Below are 16,952 nucleotides of genomic sequence, written 5' to 3' on the forward strand. Positions count from 1 at the left end.
TATGGATTTCCTCTTTAAAAGCCAAAAAAACCTTTAATTTTTTATTTTCTCATCCTTTTTTCCTTTTTGGTAACAGAAAAATCCGTTCTGGCTATCTGCCAAAACGGATTATATCTTTTTAACAAACCATCTTATTGCTCCGTATTATACTTTTTATATCCCGGATGCTTTCCTGTCACGCCATATCCAGCCCGCATACTGATCAGCCGGTCAATATTCTCTTTGGAAATTTCCTTTGCGCCGCCCAGCAGATGTGCATACATGCTGATTTTTGCAAACAGCTCCAAAGTTTCCATACGGTAATAAGCCGTAATGGCGTCTGCTCCCACAGTCAGAGCGCCATGGTTCATCAGCAATACGGCATCATGCTCGCCCAGATACGGGGCAATGGCATCCGGAACCTCATAGGTAGAGGGTGTGCCGTAAGGCGTTACAGGAATGGAACCCAAAGCGATGACGGTCTCAATCATGGAATATTCATCCAGTGCCTTATGTGCCACCGCAAAGCCGGTGGCTACCGGCGGATGGGCGTGTACCACCGCACCCACGTCTTCCCGCTCCTGATAACAGCGCAGGTGCATTTTGATTTCCGAAGACGGACGAAACCCCTCCAAAGCCTCCAGTACATTTCCCTCACTATCAATGCGGACCAGTTTCTCGGGAGTGATAAAGCTTTTACTGATACCAGTTGGGGTAGCCATAAAACTGCCATCTTGCAGCTTGACTGAAACGTTCCCGTCATTGGCCGCCACCCAGCCAAGCTGCCACATCTTATGGCAGATATCGCAAATCTGCTCTCTGATTTCTGCGTAACTTAATTCCATCTTATATTTGTTCCTTTCTAAAAATATAGTTCGATCCAGAAAATACGCCGAGAAACAATCCCGGCGTATGGTTTTTATTTACCGTTTGAAAAATGGGCCATATGCGGCACAGGCACGGTAGTCCTGCCCCTCTTTATCCATCCCGAACGCATTCCATGCAGCCGGCCGGAAGATCTGATCCTCTGGCACGTTATGCATGCTAACTGGAATCCGCAGCATAGAGCACAAGGTGATCAAATCCGCACCAATGTGACCATAGCTGATGGCGCCATGATTGGCTCCCCAGTTATTCATCACATCATAGGCAGTCTTAAATGCGCCTTTTCCGGTGGTTCTGGGCGCAAACCAGGTACACGGCCAAGTGTAGTCCGTTCTCTTCCAAAGTTTATCGGAAACCTCCTCCGGGAGCTTCACCGTCCAGCCCTCTGCAATCTGCAGCATAGGGCCAAGACCCTTAACCAGATTCAATCTGATCATGGTACAAGGCATCTGGGCATCGGTCACAAACCGGGAAGAAAATCCACCGCCGCGGAAATAACCACAGTCTGCATAGTTCCAGGTAGTTGCGTCCATAATGGCTTTTTGATCCTTTTCCGTAACCTCAAACCAGGGCTTCATCACCGCATTGCCCTCTTCATCCTTTGCTTCACCGCAGGCATCCAGACAGGCCGCACCGGAATTAATCAAATGGATAAATCCACCAGCTTCTTTTGCAATTCCCTCGATTTCATAACCGGTGGCTTTCTTAACCGCCTCCGGGCTCCAATATGTACGCACATCCGCAAAAATCTGCGCGCGGTTGGTTAAAAGCTTCATAAACATCATTCCCAGGCCGTTGAGCACATCGTTCTCAGTAGCCAGCACATACGGCTCACGAGCGCCGTTCCAGTCAAAGGAAGTATTGAGCAGGGCCTCTGCAAAGTCGCAGTTTGGATAAAAATCGGTCCACTGCCGTTGTCCCTGGAAACCAGCTGCCAGCGCATTGTGTCCCACCATTTCTTCCTCACAGCCAGCGGGAAGATTGGGATTTCCGTTCATCAAATCTTTGATGATGCACATCATCTTGACCACGAACTCCCAGTCTTTTTCTTTCTGCTCCGGTGTTTTTCTCAAATTTTCCGGATTCTTGTCAAAGCCTTCTTTGCAGTTTGTCTTGGTCCAGGCCAAAGCCTTTTCATACTCAGCCTTGTCATAGATTCCCTCGGTCATTCTCCGGATAATTTCCACCTCATCCACCGATTCTACCCGCATGCCCAGGTAATCCTCAATAAAAGCAGGATCAATAATAGATCCACCGATTCCCATACAAATCGAACCGATCTGCAAATAGGATTTTCCACGCATGGTAGCCACAGCAACCGCCGCACGGCCAAAGCGCAGTAATTTTTCCTGTACATCTTCAGGAATTTCCGTGTCGTCTGCTTCTTTGACATCATGCCCATAAATACCAAATGCCGGAAGTCCTTTCTGGGCATGGGTTGCCAGTACAGACGCAAGGTATACCGCACCAGGACGCTCTGTTCCGTTAAAGCCCCAAACCGCTTTGATGGTATTGGGATCCATATCCATGGTCTCTGCACCATAACACCAGCAGGGCGTTACCGTCAGGGTGATCCCAACCCCTGCTTTTCTAAATTTTTCTTCACAGGCCGCAGCTTCTCCCACCCGTCCGATGGTAGTATCGGCAATAACCACCTTGACCGGTTCGCCGTTTGAATATCGCAGATTTTCCTCAAACAGCTTTGCCGCTGATTTTGCCATGTTCATGGTCTGATCCTCTAAGGATTCACGGATCTTCATAGCGCCCCGACGTCCGTCAATGGTAGGACGGATACCAATCACCGGATAGTCGCCAACGTATCTGTTTTTTGCCATATCTATTTCCTCCGTTTCTTTAAGCGCATCCTGCGCCAAATTACATGATATTTTTACACTTATATTATAACGGTTGACATTTTTGTTTTCTCATGCTATTATCATTAAAAATAGTAAAATATTCACCTTTTACGGAGGTGTATCTATGCGATACCTGGAATATAAAGAGACGCTGCAGCGAGGCAGCGTCGGTTTTCCTTTTGCATATTATCATATAACCCCATCACATCCCCGGTATACCATGCCGCCTCACTGGCACGATGAATGCGAACTCATCCGAATCCAGGAGGGCACATTTACATTAATGGTCAACCGTGACATCTTTTCTTTGCACGCCGGGGATACGGCTTTTATCAACAGCGGATTTTTACATAGCGGTATTCCGGAAGACTGCCGTTATGAATGTATCGTATTTGACCTTGATTATTATTTAAAAAACCACCAATATACACCCGAAAATCTCTCGACCCTGCTCAGCCAACAAAAGTTAATCCGCACTTTTTTTCCAGCGTCCATGACCGAATTTCAAGAGATCTTCCGCACTATGGTGCACGCACTCAGCCGACACCAAACCGGCTATACGCTAATAACCGAAGGCGCGCTGTATCACTTTTTGGGGCTTTTGCTGCGCCGGGATTATTTAGTAGAAAACCCGGGCAGAGGAGCTACCCATTCCAAAAAATTCAGAGAATGCAAAACCATACTGAACTATATTGCCCTGCATTATACCGAACCAATCACTTTAAAGGAAATGGCGGAATGCGTCCATATGAATCCTAATTATTTCTGCCGTTTTTTTCGAGAAATGACCCACCAATCCCCCATTGCCTACCTGAATTATTACCGAATTGAATGCGCTTGTGAAAAACTCTGTATGTCCAACGCCCGCGTTCTGGATATTGCACTGGACTGCGGCTTCAGCGATGTCAATTATTTTATTAAGGTCTTTAAAAAGTATAAAAATATGACACCCCTACAGTATCTGAAACAGCATGCCTGATCAGTACTGTCCCAATTCCATAGCACGGTCCATGCAATAACGGTACGTATCATAGGTAACATTTTCCAGAATGGAATGATCACTATGCAGGATATACCGGTATCCCTCTTTTAAGATGAGGATTTTTGCCTCCAGCTCCCGATCAATCACATCTTTGTCGCTACTATATAAAGTCTGCACATCAATTCCCCCATCAGCGAAAGCTTACCGCCATATTGTTTATAAATCCGGATGGGATCCATATCCGCCTTGCCTTCCATCACCTGCAAACAATCAATACCTGTCTCAACCATATACGGCAGCAAAGGCTCTACAAAGCCACAGAAATGCATAATAACTGCGCCCTAAACTATGATGCCGCCGAAAAACAACGCCATTCCCATCTTTTATGGTTATCATTTCTTCGGTTTCCGCCACAATTTTCGGCTCAAAGTCCTAACCTGCAGATAAATGAAAGGCCCAAAATTCATCCATATCAAACGAAAAAAAATACTGACAAACGGTTCATCTGCTTTTGCCAGGTCGCGTTCTGCCCACTTTTTTGTGTATCATTCCAGAAATCTTCATATGCAAAATATTCAACTAGCGGAACAGCTCTACTTAAGCAGAAGTCATTTTCAAAAGCTTTTCAGAGACTGTATCGGCATGACGCCAAGCAGATACCACGCCCAATACCGAAACAAATAAGAAACGATTTTGCACCACAAAAATGCTGCACCGCAAAAGCAGTACAGCATTTTCATTATTCATGTTTTTTTGCTTTACATATCAACTGGGTCATTGTTCCCATAGGACAATATACACACCATGAACGCGGCTTAAATAGTACCATAGTAATTAGTCCTAAAACTGTAGATGTTAACATCACGCTGTAAAAACCAAAGGAAAACTGCGCCGCCCATGCGGGAACAGCTGTTCCATGATAAGCCCAATGCCAAGGAAGTTTAAAAGTCCAAAGCAGAGTGACCACTTGTTTTAATTCCCTTGTTCCGGAAAAAACCAGATATGTATTCCAAAGCATAAGGAAAAACATAATAAAAAAGAAAACCAAAAAACCATACCGGAACCACTTACTTTTTAAAAAAGCAGGCACATCTTTTTTTCGGGATAAGCCCAGCCGGCCGCCAATCAAGGCAAACAGCTGTCCTCTTCCGCAGTATCGGTTACAATATACCTTATCCCAACCGGCTATAGCAAGGAACAATGGAATAAAAAAGCACAAAAGCCCTACCCATGCAAACAGGATATTAAAAAATCCCAGAATCAAATACAAAGCGGATGCGATCCACAAATAGTCGTACCATCTTTTTTTCATGCTTCGGCCTCCTTCATTGTGATGACGGAGGCCGGACATTCTTTTCCGCATTTTCCACAGCCCACACAAAGCGCTTCATCCACCACCGCATAGATTCCCTTAAAAACAGAAATGGCATTTTTGGGACATACCTTCACGCAGCACCCACAGGCCACGCAAAGAGAGACATCTACCGCTGCTTTTCTTCTAACCATCAACGCACCTCCAAATGAATACGAAATCAGAATAAAACAATAACACAAAAATAATGGTACGTCAAGTAGCAGACAAGCAGAATTTTGAATTATATACAGATTTTTTGATTTATTTTTGCACTTTGATAAAAAGCAAACAATGTTTCCATCACCGGAGCTGCATCTTCCAAGGCAAGGTAATCACCTGAGCCGGTTTCAAGATAACGGTAAAAATCTTCAATTACTGTGCGGTGCCCACCGCCCCAGCACACTTTTCCGGGACAGTCTGGCCGGTCATAGGCAAGTACACGGCAGTTTTCATCCGTAATTTGATAAAGCCGGTTATCCGCATACCGCAGCACCCCGCGTTCCAACTGCGCTTCTAAATACATAGGCCGGCTGTATCGGCAGCCATTGGTGGCATAAAAGCAAAGGCGAAGCCCGTCTTCTGTCTCCATTATCGCATCAGCCGTATCTTCCACTTCAATCACGCCCTGAAGTGTTTTATTGGAAATACTGCCCTGCACCGAAACGATTTTTCCGCCCAGATATCCAAGCAAATCCAGGGTGTGGATAGCCTGATTGATCAGCAATCCACCGCCTTCGGTAGCCCATTTGCCCCGCCATGTATCCTGGGCATAGTACTCCGCATCCCGGCACCAGGTCAAAAATCCTGTGATGCCCAGCAGTTTTCCCATGTCACAGCCATACTCTAACAATTCTTTCATTTTGACCACGGACGGATTGGTTCGATTTTGAAGCATAACACAAACCCGGCCCGCCGATTTTGAAGCATACCGCTGTAAATCTTCAAATTCTTCCGCATTCATCGCCGCCGGTTTCTCCAAAACTACATCCTTGCCCGCTGCCAAAGCCGCCCGGGTCATATCAGCATGCAAAAAATGTGGTGTGCAGATATGTACCACTTCTATTGCAGGATCTTTTAAAACTTCTTCAAAAACCATAAACCGATGCAGTGCGGTATCTTCCGTCTGAAAACGATCCAGCCTCTCCTGCTGATTATCGCATATACCGTACAAACTTCCCCTTGCCTGAAGCGCCGCCGCGTGAACCGGGCCTATGGCCCCCATTCCGATTACGCAACCGTTTTTCATGATTTAACAAAATCCCTTCGTCTTCAGATTGTTATAGCTGATCTTCAAACTATCAAAAGGATCACCCTTACAAATATCCTGTTCTACCATTGCCGCAAGACAACCGGCTTCCTCACAGGCAGCAATAATTTTATCCCAGTTAAGATTTCCTTCCATAACCTCTGCCATTTCCACCGTATTTTGCTGGGTAACAGCAAGATCTTTAAAATGGATTATCTTTGCACGGGGACCGGCTTTCAGAATAAAATCAACAGGATTGATGCCGGCAAAAGACAACCAGTATACATCCAAAATCAAATCAAAATCAGATTCTTCCAGCAGAATATCCATAAGGAATTTTCCATTGTCCTTAATAAACTCAAACGCATGATTATGATAGGCAAAAGAAAGTCCCGCCTCTTTCAGCGCTGCCGCTGCTGGAGTAAAATCTTTAATGAATTTGCGCATTCCCTCTGCTGTCCGTGGATATTCACCGGGCATAGCGCCAAGACCAGCAACATTACAGCCTATCGTCTTATGATATGCAATGGTTTCTTCCAAATTTTCCAAATAATCCTTTGCTCCCTTATGGGTACACACCGGTTCTAAACTATATTTTTCACAAAGCAGCTTAACCTGTTCTGCCGGAACCGGTCCTACCGCTGAAAGCTGTATGGTCTGATAACCAATATCCTTTAATTTTTGGAAAGTTTCTTCCATGGCTTCCGCTGTTTGGGTATATTCCCGCACCGTATAAAGCTGCGCGCCTATTCTTTTATCCATTTTTCTTCCCCCTTAATATGTGTTATCCGTATCCGCTGTCCGCTGAATTTCTTTTTTCACTACAGTAGAATTTGCAATTTTTTCATCAAGAATCCTCTTAAAATCATCGTGCGGGAAGTGTTCTAAGTCTGCCCAGCCGCCTGTCCAAGCCGAATAATGAATGGCGTTGGAAATGGTAAGGCCTTTGATTCCCTCATAGCCCGGCGCCAAAAGTTCGCTTCCGGTCAGCAGTGCCTTAGTAAAATCCTTCAAAATCCCAATATGCTGAGGTCCGCCGTCCGTCTCTGCCGGCACAATGCAATCCCAACATTCCGGGCGGCCAAAAATCTCGGTATTGTGTGCATTAAACTCCCGTTCTGACTCCACATTACGTTTAAAGGAGATTTTGTTGTTTTCTACCACCACACACCCCATATCACAGGAGATCTCCAGCCGATTGGTTCCCGGCGCTTCCCCCGTGGCTGTAATATACACACCAGTGGTACCATTTTCATATTCCATAAACGCAGTCACATCATCTTCTACTTCAATATCATAATATTTCCCAAAAGAAACATGGGACATAATCCGTTTCGGCATACCAAACAACCACTGCCACAAATCCAGCTGATGCGGATTCTGGTTGATCAGCGCACCGCCGCCTTCCGTTTTCCAGGTAGATCTCCAGGTACAGCTGTCATGATAAGCCTGCGGCCGATACCAATCGGTAATAATCCAATTGATTCGTTTGATACCTCCCAATTGGCCGCTTTGGATCATCTGCCGCAGTTTCCGATAAACCGGGTTAGTGCGCTGATTATACATAATACCAAACAATTTACCGGACTTCTCAGCTGCAGCGTTCATTTCAAGCACCTGTGCTGTATATACGCCTGCCGGTTTTTCCGTAATCACATTCAGCCCTGCTTCAAATGCCGCGATGGCAAGAGGAGGGTGATCATAATGGGGTGTTGCAATAATCACAGCATCCAACAGCCCGCTTGCAAACATTTCTTTTGCATCCTCAAACACCGGTACCTCGGGGAAATGCTCCTTCGCATACTTCCGGCGCCCCTCCGCAATGTCGCAGATTCCTGCCAATTCCATTTTCGGCACCTTACCGGCATATACATTTTTTGCATGGGTAGTTCCCATATTGCCAAGACCAACAATTCCAAATCTCACTTTTTCCATTAGGCATCCATCCTTTCTAAAATCTGCACCAGGCTCCTGTGTGCCAGCGTAAATTTATCCGGTGTAGATTTTTCCAAACCTTTCATTAAATCACCGTTTTCTAATGCGCTAAGTCCCTCAAACTCGCCAAGATGCGGTTCCAGGCTTAAAAATCCCTGATACCCGCTATCTTTTAACGCAGAAAGTAGCTCAGCAATACTTCCCTCTCCCATTCCGGCCGGCACTACTTTTCCGTCTTTCAAAGCATCCTTAATGTGCATATACACCACATAAGGGCGCAGCAGTGCATAGGCTTCCGGAAATACCTTTTGTCCGCACTGAATAAAATTTGCCGGATCAAAAACCGCTCGTAAATTGGGAGAATTTACCGTATCTAAAATATCCTTGCATCTGATCGCAACATCACCGTAAATCTCCTTTTCGTTTTCATGGAGTAAAATAATATTTTCCTTTTCTGCCGCCTCCGTCATCCGCCGCATCCGATGCATAACCTCTTCCCGGTATTTTTCTGGATTTTCACCTTTAGGAATAAAAAAGCTGAAAATCCGAATATAAGCAGTATCTAAAATCTTTGCCAATTTCATTACATGAAGTAAAAGCTGGAAATGGGGTTCAAAATCATCCGTAATTTGAATCTTTCCAATGGGAGATCCGATAGAAGACACCTTGATTCCCTCTGCGTCCATTTTCTTCTTTAACGCATACGCTTCTTCCTCCGTCAGTTCGGAAATATTTTTCCCGTCCACATTCCGCGGTTCAAAATATGAAATCCCCAATTTTTTCAAATGGGCAAACTGCCGGTCAATGGAAGGATCGATCTCATCAGAAAAACCCGATATAATAAACTGATTCACATTCTTTCACCCTTTCATTTTGTTATGTTCTGCCTTGATTATAATACAAATATAGTAAATTTTCTAAATCTATATTGACAAAAACATTGCAAATATTGATAATTTATGATAGAATACAAAAAACTTAGCAAAAGGGAGGATATCAATGAAACAGCCGTCAAGTGACCTGGGCTTCTTTTTCCGCCACACCCTGGAGCACAATATTAAAAACGAAACATTCCAGCTGCACAATCACCGGCAAAGCCATGAAATTTTTATATTTTTACAAGGCGATGCGGATTTTCTGGTAGAAGGGACCCGCTATCCTTTGCGGCCTTATGACATTATCCTGGCACAAAATTTTGAAATGCATTCTATGCACCACAAAAAACTGGATACTTATGAACGGATGGTACTCAATATCGAAAACAGTTTTTTTACCAAATACAACTGCGAAGCCTATAAAGAGGTTTTTACCAACCGTCCTTTAGGCGTCAATAACTGTATCCCCGCAGAAACAGCAAAAAAATACGGTATCCCACTGCTGCTTAACCGGATCGAAAACTATCTTGCAGACGAAAATGACGGAGGTATCGCCGCCTCCGGCGCGGTTTTGGAACTGCTTTATCTGCTGAACCGAATTGGGGTAAAAACCAGCAAGGCCACTTTTTATAACGAGCAAATCAAGGATGTGATTCTCTACATCAACGAGCATTTAACCGAACCCCTTCCCCTTGACCAGATTGCGGATGCCTTTTATATCACCAAATGCCATCTTTGCCGCAGCTTTAAAAAATATACCGGTTATACGGTAAATCAATATGTCACGCATAAACGCCTGCTGTTGGTTAGAGAACTGACCACGCGGGGGATGAACTGGACCCAGGCCAGCGAAGAAGCCGGTTTTGGAAATTATTCCAATTTCTATAAGCTTTTTTGCCGTGCCTATGGACACCCGCCTACCGGGAAATAATTCTTTTTATGTTGACACAGTATGCTTCCTGCGTTGTCTTTTCAAAAACGATGTTCGGTGTAAAACAAATTTTATATAAATTCACAACCCCGGATTGATTGACTTTCGATGATTTTATGATATAATATTTTCGATAAAAATACCCATACTAATCACAAAGGAGACGATTTTATGCGAATTGGAATTTTAGGCTATGGCAATCTGGGCCGGGGTGTAGAATGCGCTGTCAAACAGAACCCGGATATGGAACTGGTTGCGGTTTTTACCCGGCGTAACCCAGAAACGGTTCAAATCTTGACTCCGGGTGTGCCAGTACTTTCTATTAATGAAGCTGAAAAAATGCAGGATCAGATTGATGTACTCATTCTCTGCGGTGGCAGTGCAACCGATTTGCCGGTACAGACGCCTGCTTTTGCCAAATATTTTAATGTGGTTGACAGCTTTGATACCCATGCCAAAATTCCTGAGCATTTTGCAGCAGTTGATACAGCCGCCAAGGCCGCTGGAAAAATCGGTATTATTTCTGTTGGCTGGGATCCTGGAATGTTTTCTCTTAACCGTATGTACGCCAACGCCATCTTACCAGACGGCTGTGACTATACCTTCTGGGGCAAAGGCGTAAGCCAGGGACACTCTGACGCGGTGCGCCGAATTGCTGGCGTCAAGGATGCACGTCAATACACCATCCCGGTACCGGAAGCGCTGGAAGCAGTACGCAACGGCCAAAACCCTGTCCTTTCTACCCGTCAAAAACACACAAGAGAATGCTTTGTGGTGGCAGAGGAAGGTGCGGATCTTGCCCGTATTGAAAACGAAATCAAAACCATGCCCAATTATTTTTCTGACTATGACACCACTGTTCATTTTATCTCCGAAGAGGAAATGAAACAGAATCACAGCGGAATTCCTCACGGCGGTATGGTAATCCGCAGCGGAAAAACAGGAACTCAAGGAGAGAACCAGCACATTATCGAATACAGCTTAAAACTTGACTCTAATCCGGAATTTACCGCCTCGGTCATTGTGGCATACGCTAGAGCGGCTTTCCGTATGAACCAGGAAGGACAGACCGGCTGTAAAACCGTATTCGATGTTCCCCCTGCATATCTCAGTGCCGCTAGCGGAGAAGAATTGCGTAAAAATCTGCTTTAAAATTAATTATATTCTATCTGACCGCAACAGTTCGCAGAAGTTTTTCACCTTTTGCGGACTGTTTTCATAACGGAACTTAAAACGAAAGGAAGAATGTTATGCCGCAAACAGCGCAAACCGAACCAAAACATAAAAACGGGAGTTTTACCTCCTCTCTTGGATTTGTCCTTGCCTGCGTAGGCTCAGCCGTGGGCCTTGGAAACATCTGGATGTTTCCCTACCGCTTAGGACAATATGGAGGTGCGGCTTTCTTGATTCCATATCTTCTGTTTGTCTTTTTATTTGGATGGGTGGGTCTTTCGGCCGAATTTGCCATCGGTCGCCGTGCCCGTACCGGGACCCTGGGTTCTTATGAATATTGCTTCCGCACGAAAAATCACAGGCGTATTGGCGCCGCTTTGGGATGGATTCCCCTGCTTGGCTCCCTGGGTATTGCCACCGGCTATGCCATTATCATCGGTTGGGTGCTTCGCTCTCTGTGCGGCGCTGTCACAGGAACCCTTCTGACCTCGGAGGCCTCAGCTTATTTTTCTCAGGCAACAGGAACTCTAGGCAGTCTTCCATGGCATATTTTAACCATTTTAATTGTGGCTGTCATTCTTCTTACCGGCGTCATCAAAGGCATTGAAAAAACCAGTAAAATTTTAATGCCACTGTTTTTTCTGCTTTTTCTGATTCTTGCTTTTCGGGTGGCGCTGCTTCCCGGCGCCGATGAAGGTTACCGCTTTTTATTTGTTCCCCAGTGGGAAGCACTCCTCCGTACTGACACCTGGGTCATGGCTATGGGCCAGGCTTTTTTCTCCCTTTCAATCACTGGATCCGGTATGATCGTCTACGGTGCATATCTTGACCGCTCTGTAGATATCCCCAAAGCTTCCGTCCGAACTGCGGCATTTGACACCGCCGCCGCTCTTTTGTCCGCCCTTGCCATTATGCCCGCCGTATTTGCATTCGGGATTGACCCTACCTCAGGACCGTCTTTGATGTTTATTACCATTCCCAACATTTTTCGACAGCTTCCAGGCGGCCGATTCTTTGCAGCGCTATTCTTCCTGTCGGTAGCTTTTGCCGGATTGACCTCTCTGATCAACATGTTTGAAGCAGTCATTGAAAGCTGGCAGAAAAAATTCAAACTGTCCCGTACGGCTTCCATCTTGCTTTGCTCCGGCATCACTCTTGGTATTGGCCTCTTCTTGGAAGCAGAGCCTGCCGTCGGCAGCTGGATGGACTTCATTTCCATTGTTGTCGTTCCCATTGGCGCGGTACTCGGGGCATTTTCTATTTACTTCATTCTGGGATGGAAAGAAATTAAAAAAGAACTGGAGACAGGGCGAATGAAGCCTGTTTCTAATGTGTTTGGTATTTTGGCAAAATATGTTTACGTTCCACTGACCATTCTAGTCCTGATTTTGGGATTCCTTTACCATGGTATTGGCTGATCTTTAGGGCGGTTTTGTGCGATAAAAACCGCCCTAAAAAAATTTTTAAAATTTTCTTGACAAATTGATTTTTTTCCGCTATACTATCTGTAGCAGAGATGAGTTGAGATTAGATTAGATGAGATGAGGAAAAAGAAACAAAACTAAATATTGACTTTTTCTCTGCTTTTATATGAAAGCAGGGTTTTTTATTACCCAAAATTTGTCTCACGGGAATTGGGTAATGAGACCTTCTGCCTATGCTTGCAGAAGGTTTTGTTGTACCCTGACTCAGGAAAGGATGATGAAAAATGCAAAAAGAAATCCCGTACAAAATCTTTTTAACCGAGGAGGAACTTCCAAAAACTTGGCACAATGTCCGGGCAAGCATGAAAGAACTTCCCGAGCCGTTTATTAACCCAGTTACCCGCAAACCCTGCGGCGCCGAAGACCTGAAACCAGTTTTCTGCGACGAATTGATTGCACAGGAACTGAATACCACGGATAAATACATTCCCATTCCACAGGGGATCCAGGATTTTTACAAAATGTTCCGTCCTTCCCCGCTGGTTCGAGCTTATAATCTTGAAAAGAAGTTGGACACCCCAGCCAAAATCTATTATAAGTTTGAAGGGCAAAATACTTCCGGCTCTCATAAGCTCAATTCCGCCGCAGCCCAGGTGTATTACGCCAAACAACAAGGGCTAACCTCCTTGACTACCGAAACCGGTGCCGGCCAGTGGGGTACTGCCCTGGCCATGGCCTGTGCCTTTTATGGATTGGATCTTAAGGTATATATGGTCAAAGTCTCCGCGGAACAAAAACCCCACCGCAAAGCAGTAATTGAGACCTACGGTGGAAAAGTCATTCCCTCCCCCTCCAATACGACGGAGGCCGGCCGGAAAATTTTAGAGGAAAATCCCGGAACCGGAGGTTCCCTTGGTTGTGCCATTTCCGAAGCCATGGAAACTGCTGTAAAAACGCCAAATTGCCGCTATGTTCTGGGCAGTGTTTTAAATCACGTTCTGCTTCATCAAACCATTATTGGTCAGGAGACCAAAGCTGCACTTGAGAAATACGGTATTGAGCCGGATATGATCATTGGCTGTGCTGGCGGCGGTTCCAATCTGGGCGGTCTAATTTCACCCTTTATGAGCGATAGGCTGGAAGGAAAAAATAACATTCATTTTATTGCGGTAGAGCCAGCTTCCTGCCCCACACTGACCCGTGGCCGATATGCTTTGGACTATGGCGATACCGGACGCATGACCCCGCTGATGCGGATGTATACCTTAGGCTGTGGTTTTATGCCGTCTGCCAACCACGCAGGCGGTCTGCGGTATCATGGTATGTCACCCATTATTTCCAAGCTTTACCACGATGGTTATATCGAAGCCAGAAGCGTGGAGCAAACCAAAGTTTTTGAAGCCGCAATCTTGTTCGCAAGAACAGAGGGAACGCTTCCCGCTCCCGAGTCTTCTCACGCCATTCGTATTGCTATTGACGAAGCCTTAAAATGTAAAGAAACGGGAGAGGCAAAAACCATTGTTTTTGGTCTTTCTGGCACTGGCTATTTTGATATGACCGCATATCAGTCCTATCTTGACGGCACCATGACCGATTATATCCCCACGGATGAAGAATTAGAAAAAAGCTTTGCTTCTTTGATCGATCCTGAAGCCAGATAAAACTTGAGAGCGGCATTTGACAGGAAAATACCTGCCAAATGCCGCTCTCAGACTGTCGAAAAAGTCGTTATACCGCAATCTTCGTCGCGGCCAGCTTTTTGGTTTGCCGCATTTTTTTGAAAATACGGCTTCACGTTATCAGCTGCCGCTCCTCTTTCCCGCAAAACCAGCGGTTTTGCGGGAGCCCTGTACCCGAAGGCTCTCCGGGCATTTATGTTGACCGCAAAATTGCTTTTCCTTTCCGCAAAAATGACGCCGGATTCATCGAGAAACCGGCGTCATTGCTTGCTTTTTCCGCAATCGCTCTCTACCGTACCTTTGTACGCCGACGAAAGCGATTACGAAAAATCTAACTTCCTTTTTCAACATCTGTCAGCGTATCGATAAAGTATCGACACGCTGACAGCGGCATTTGACAGGTAAACACCTGCCAAATGCCGCTCTTTTTTATTTTAAATCTTTCCGCGGGGCAGCACCTGTCGCTTTAACATATGCTTTATAAAAATTGGAATAACTTCCGAATCCCGCTTCATAACAGGCATAACTGATCCTCATACCCTGCCCGCAAAGGGCACGCACTTTAAGCAACCGTTTATTCATAATATAATTTCCCACCGTAAATCCGGTACTTTCTTTAAAAATCCGGCAAAGATGATATTTCGATATAAAAAATTCTTTCGCTATTTGATCTAGGGTTATTGCCTGTCCAATATGGTCATTGATATACTGGATTACTTCCTGAATATTCTCATTTCTCTGGGGGAGGATGCTTCTCTGCCGCAATGTTTGATTCAACAAATGCAAAAGCTCTACAATCCCTGCCTGTACTGCGGCATCTTCCCTGCGTGAGGTCTGCCGGATATATCGTTCCATGCGTTCCAGCAGTTCCGGGATTCCAGCCTGTTTTACAGTATCGCCGCTAATCAAGTTCTGCTCGCCCGCCGTCCGGTCTTCAAACACCCGGCAGTAATAGCCACAATGATGCCGGGTAAAAAAATCCTCTGCAATATGCAGGACAATTCGCTCATATTCCTGCTCTGTCTCATAATACACCCGATGCAGTTCACTGCTTCGTATCACCAGAATATCAAAGGGCCTGAGCTGATAACTGTTTCCTTCTATCACAAACCTGGCGCTACCTTTCAAAAATACAAAAACCTCATATTCTCTATGGGTATGCATTTTATAATCACCGCCCCGGCCTGTACTGCTTTTTTTATGCATATAGGCATACGTTTTTTCACGGTCACTCCGGATACACTGCACTACATTCATTTTTATCACCCGCAAGATTATACCACATGACAGCAAGATTTGCAATGTTAAATGTCATTTTATACTTGTTTTTTTCCTGATATGCTGGTATACTATAATTGTGAAAGAGGATTTTCGCAACAAACGAAAATGTCCTCCTTATGGGGCTTTGGTAAGCCTTTTCACTGTGTGTATATATGTGTGTGATGAAAAACCCCTGCATAACGCAGGGGTTTTTCATTGTTCATAATGTTCCAGAGATAATACTCTTTTTTTTCGTTTTTCTCCCTTTTCCAAAAGCGCAGTTATAAACTCCGCCAGTACCTTAGTAGAGTCCGGTTTGCGCAGGCTTTGAATACTTCTTTCCAAAACCATACGTCTCTCATCGCTTACAAACAAGTAGTACAAGGCATCATCAATCGGGAATGTTTTACTGATTTTAATTGCTGCCCCGGTATTAAGCAAAAATTCCACATTGCGGTCCTCCTGACCGGGCACAGGATTGCTCATAATCATCGGAACACCTTTTGCAAGCGCCTCACTTGTTGTCAATCCTCCAGGTTTGGTCACCATACAGTCTGCGGCATCCATAAAGACATCCACATTATTCACATATCCATAGTTGTATATATTTTTACGTAATTTTAGCTTATCAATCTGGGATTTCAGCTTTTTATTGTTTCCACATATCATTGCAATTTGAAAATCCAAATCCAACCGGTCCAGTGCCAGAATTTCATCCATAATATTTCCATACCCCATACTTCCGCTCATAACCAAAACAGTATTTTTTTCGGGAATACCTAGCATCCGACAAGCTTCCGTCTTACTACGGCTTATGGCAAACTTAGGGTCAATGGGAATTCCAAATGGTTTAAATTTTTCTTCCGGGATTCCTTTTTTCTTTCCCTGATAAGTCAGCAGCTCACTGGCCGTAATATAATAATCAAGGCAGGTATCCTCCCAGTAAGGATGAATGGTAAAATCCGTCACAATACCAATGGTATAGGTATTGACATCAATATGTCCGGCAAGATAAGTCACCAGCAAGGCGGCAAACACATGGGTACAAATGATCACATCCGGCTTTTCCCGCCGCACCAGCTTTAACAATCTCCGTGCCAGTAATGTATTGGTCAGTTTCGGTAACACATGGGGCATATTACTATCCCGTTTTTCACACATACGGTAGCCCCCGCCATAAATTTTAGGAATATTCTTGGTAGACATCAAATAAATCTTGGATACAGATTCCGACAAAAGCGGATTAATATATTCAAACACATCCATATATTTACATTCCACACCGGTTTCATTTAAATAATCAGACACCACCTTTGCTGTCTGATTATGTCCTTGTCCAGCCGTTATCGAAAAAACCAAAGCCTTCATGCATA

The 16,952-nt window shown here is 44.9% G+C and carries 18 protein-coding genes; 6 read left to right on the forward strand and 12 right to left on the reverse strand.

The annotated features are described in order from the left end of the window. Positions 1–131: 131 nt before the first annotated feature. Positions 132–824: a class II aldolase/adducin family protein gene (locus INF28_RS04635; RefSeq protein ID WP_226392310.1), complete on the reverse strand. Its 693-nt coding sequence runs from the start codon at positions 822–824 to the stop codon at positions 132–134. Positions 825–902: 78 nt separating this feature from the next. After that, entirely contained in the window at positions 903–2,699 is a 1,797-nt protein-coding gene (locus INF28_RS04640; protein ID WP_226392311.1) for an L-fucose isomerase, read from the reverse strand. Between the two features lie 145 nt (positions 2,700–2,844). Between INF28_RS04640 and INF28_RS04645 the strand changes: the two genes are divergently transcribed. After that, the gene (locus INF28_RS04645; RefSeq protein WP_226392312.1) at positions 2,845–3,699 is read left to right on the forward strand and encodes a helix-turn-helix transcriptional regulator; all 855 of its coding nucleotides are present in this window, start codon (positions 2,845–2,847) and stop codon (positions 3,697–3,699) included. Here the strand turns inward: INF28_RS04645 and INF28_RS04650 are convergent, their stop codons facing one another. Both INF28_RS04650 and INF28_RS04655 read right to left on the reverse strand, forming a co-directional pair. Further along, entirely contained in the window at positions 3,700–3,849 is a 150-nt protein-coding gene (locus INF28_RS04650) for a hypothetical protein (protein ID WP_226392313.1), read from the reverse strand. Beyond that, on the reverse strand, positions 3,846–4,031 hold the full coding sequence (locus INF28_RS04655; RefSeq protein WP_226392314.1) for a hypothetical protein: 186 nt from the start codon (positions 4,029–4,031) through the stop codon (positions 3,846–3,848). The genes INF28_RS04650 and INF28_RS04655 overlap by 4 nt, the downstream gene beginning before the upstream one ends. A gap of 235 nt (positions 4,032–4,266) precedes the next feature. Here INF28_RS04655 and INF28_RS13065 point away from each other — a divergent pair, with 235 nt between their 5' ends. Next, positions 4,267–4,386 carry an AraC family transcriptional regulator gene (locus INF28_RS13065; protein WP_226392315.1) on the forward strand — a complete coding sequence of 40 codons (120 nt, stop codon included), beginning with the start codon at positions 4,267–4,269 and terminating at the stop codon, positions 4,384–4,386. Between the two features lie 55 nt (positions 4,387–4,441). On the opposite strand, the gene INF28_RS04665 is transcribed toward INF28_RS13065, so the two are convergent. From INF28_RS04665 to INF28_RS04690, 6 genes are all read right to left on the reverse strand, one after another. After that, positions 4,442–5,014, reverse strand: a complete 573-nt coding sequence (locus INF28_RS04665) for a 4Fe-4S binding protein (RefSeq protein WP_226392316.1) — start codon at positions 5,012–5,014, stop codon at positions 4,442–4,444. After that, positions 5,011–5,208, reverse strand: coding sequence for a 4Fe-4S binding protein (locus INF28_RS04670; RefSeq protein ID WP_226392317.1), 198 nt, complete (start codon positions 5,206–5,208; stop codon positions 5,011–5,013). Before INF28_RS04670 ends, INF28_RS04665 begins: the two co-directional genes overlap by 4 nt. An 89-nt stretch (positions 5,209–5,297) precedes the next feature. Next, the gene (locus INF28_RS04675) at positions 5,298–6,302 is read right to left on the reverse strand and encodes a Gfo/Idh/MocA family protein (protein WP_226392318.1); all 1,005 of its coding nucleotides are present in this window, start codon (positions 6,300–6,302) and stop codon (positions 5,298–5,300) included. A 3-nt stretch (positions 6,303–6,305) separates the two neighbouring features. Beyond that, positions 6,306–7,064 (reverse strand): sugar phosphate isomerase/epimerase family protein, encoded by a 759-nt coding sequence (locus INF28_RS04680; RefSeq protein ID WP_226392319.1) that lies wholly within the window; start codon positions 7,062–7,064, stop codon positions 6,306–6,308. Positions 7,065–7,076: 12 nt separating this feature from the next. Then, on the reverse strand, positions 7,077–8,237 hold the full coding sequence (locus INF28_RS04685) for a Gfo/Idh/MocA family protein (protein WP_226392320.1): 1,161 nt from the start codon (positions 8,235–8,237) through the stop codon (positions 7,077–7,079). Further along, positions 8,237–9,091: a sugar phosphate isomerase/epimerase family protein gene (locus INF28_RS04690; RefSeq protein ID WP_226392321.1), complete on the reverse strand. Its 855-nt coding sequence runs from the start codon at positions 9,089–9,091 to the stop codon at positions 8,237–8,239. Before INF28_RS04690 ends, INF28_RS04685 begins: the two co-directional genes overlap by 1 nt. A 145-nt stretch (positions 9,092–9,236) precedes the next feature. Here INF28_RS04690 and INF28_RS04695 point away from each other — a divergent pair, with 145 nt between their 5' ends. The 4 genes from INF28_RS04695 (at position 9,237) to INF28_RS04710 (ending at position 14,301) form a co-directional block, all read left to right on the forward strand. Further along, a complete protein-coding gene (locus INF28_RS04695; protein ID WP_226392322.1) occupies positions 9,237–10,043 on the forward strand; it encodes a helix-turn-helix domain-containing protein in 807 nt (268 codons plus the stop codon). A 171-nt stretch (positions 10,044–10,214) separates the two neighbouring features. Beyond that, positions 10,215–11,195, forward strand: coding sequence for a diaminopimelate dehydrogenase (locus INF28_RS04700; RefSeq protein WP_226392323.1), 981 nt, complete (start codon positions 10,215–10,217; stop codon positions 11,193–11,195). A 98-nt stretch (positions 11,196–11,293) separates the two neighbouring features. Next, entirely contained in the window at positions 11,294–12,634 is a 1,341-nt protein-coding gene (locus INF28_RS04705) for a sodium-dependent transporter (protein WP_226392324.1), read from the forward strand. A 290-nt stretch (positions 12,635–12,924) separates the two neighbouring features. Beyond that, the gene (locus INF28_RS04710; protein ID WP_226392325.1) at positions 12,925–14,301 is read left to right on the forward strand and encodes a TrpB-like pyridoxal phosphate-dependent enzyme; all 1,377 of its coding nucleotides are present in this window, start codon (positions 12,925–12,927) and stop codon (positions 14,299–14,301) included. 447 nt (positions 14,302–14,748) lie between these two features. On the opposite strand, the gene INF28_RS04715 is transcribed toward INF28_RS04710, so the two are convergent. Together INF28_RS04715 and INF28_RS04720 are read right to left on the reverse strand one after the other, a co-directional pair. Then, a complete protein-coding gene (locus INF28_RS04715; protein WP_226392326.1) occupies positions 14,749–15,576 on the reverse strand; it encodes an AraC family transcriptional regulator in 828 nt (275 codons plus the stop codon). Between the two features lie 216 nt (positions 15,577–15,792). Beyond that, on the reverse strand, positions 15,793–16,947 hold the full coding sequence (locus INF28_RS04720; RefSeq protein WP_226392327.1) for an MGDG synthase family glycosyltransferase: 1,155 nt from the start codon (positions 16,945–16,947) through the stop codon (positions 15,793–15,795). Between the last annotated feature and the right edge of the window lie 5 nt (positions 16,948–16,952).

It is taken from the genome of Ructibacterium gallinarum (genome assembly GCF_014982785.1).
GTDB classification, from domain to species: Bacteria; Bacillota; Clostridia; order Monoglobales; family Monoglobaceae; genus Ructibacterium; species Ructibacterium gallinarum.

What these genes read in the sequence shown, in the direction of transcription:
- INF28_RS04645 (WP_226392312.1), top strand. Translation starts at nt 2,845, where the DNA reads ATGCGATACCTGGAATATAAAGAGACGCTGCAGCGAGGCAGCGTCGGT.
- INF28_RS04680 (WP_226392319.1), bottom strand. Translation starts at nt 7,064, where the DNA reads ATGGATAAAAGAATAGGCGCGCAGCTTTATACGGTGCGGGAATATACC.
- INF28_RS04715 (WP_226392326.1), bottom strand. Translation starts at nt 15,576, where the DNA reads ATGAATGTAGTGCAGTGTATCCGGAGTGACCGTGAAAAAACGTATGCC.
- INF28_RS04655 (WP_226392314.1), bottom strand. Translation starts at nt 4,031, where the DNA reads ATGCATTTCTGTGGCTTTGTAGAGCCTTTGCTGCCGTATATGGTTGAG.
- INF28_RS04700 (WP_226392323.1), top strand. Translation starts at nt 10,215, where the DNA reads ATGCGAATTGGAATTTTAGGCTATGGCAATCTGGGCCGGGGTGTAGAA.
- INF28_RS13065 (WP_226392315.1), top strand. Translation starts at nt 4,267, where the DNA reads ATGCAAAATATTCAACTAGCGGAACAGCTCTACTTAAGCAGAAGTCAT.
- INF28_RS04685 (WP_226392320.1), bottom strand. Translation starts at nt 8,237, where the DNA reads ATGGAAAAAGTGAGATTTGGAATTGTTGGTCTTGGCAATATGGGAACT.
- INF28_RS04670 (WP_226392317.1), bottom strand. Translation starts at nt 5,208, where the DNA reads ATGGTTAGAAGAAAAGCAGCGGTAGATGTCTCTCTTTGCGTGGCCTGT.
- INF28_RS04695 (WP_226392322.1), top strand. Translation starts at nt 9,237, where the DNA reads ATGAAACAGCCGTCAAGTGACCTGGGCTTCTTTTTCCGCCACACCCTG.
- INF28_RS04710 (WP_226392325.1), top strand. Translation starts at nt 12,925, where the DNA reads ATGCAAAAAGAAATCCCGTACAAAATCTTTTTAACCGAGGAGGAACTT.
- INF28_RS04665 (WP_226392316.1), bottom strand. Translation starts at nt 5,014, where the DNA reads ATGAAAAAAAGATGGTACGACTATTTGTGGATCGCATCCGCTTTGTAT.
- INF28_RS04720 (WP_226392327.1), bottom strand. Translation starts at nt 16,947, where the DNA reads ATGAAGGCTTTGGTTTTTTCGATAACGGCTGGACAAGGACATAATCAG.
- INF28_RS04640 (WP_226392311.1), bottom strand. Translation starts at nt 2,699, where the DNA reads ATGGCAAAAAACAGATACGTTGGCGACTATCCGGTGATTGGTATCCGT.
- INF28_RS04705 (WP_226392324.1), top strand. Translation starts at nt 11,294, where the DNA reads ATGCCGCAAACAGCGCAAACCGAACCAAAACATAAAAACGGGAGTTTT.
- INF28_RS04635 (WP_226392310.1), bottom strand. Translation starts at nt 824, where the DNA reads ATGGAATTAAGTTACGCAGAAATCAGAGAGCAGATTTGCGATATCTGC.
- INF28_RS04675 (WP_226392318.1), bottom strand. Translation starts at nt 6,302, where the DNA reads ATGAAAAACGGTTGCGTAATCGGAATGGGGGCCATAGGCCCGGTTCAC.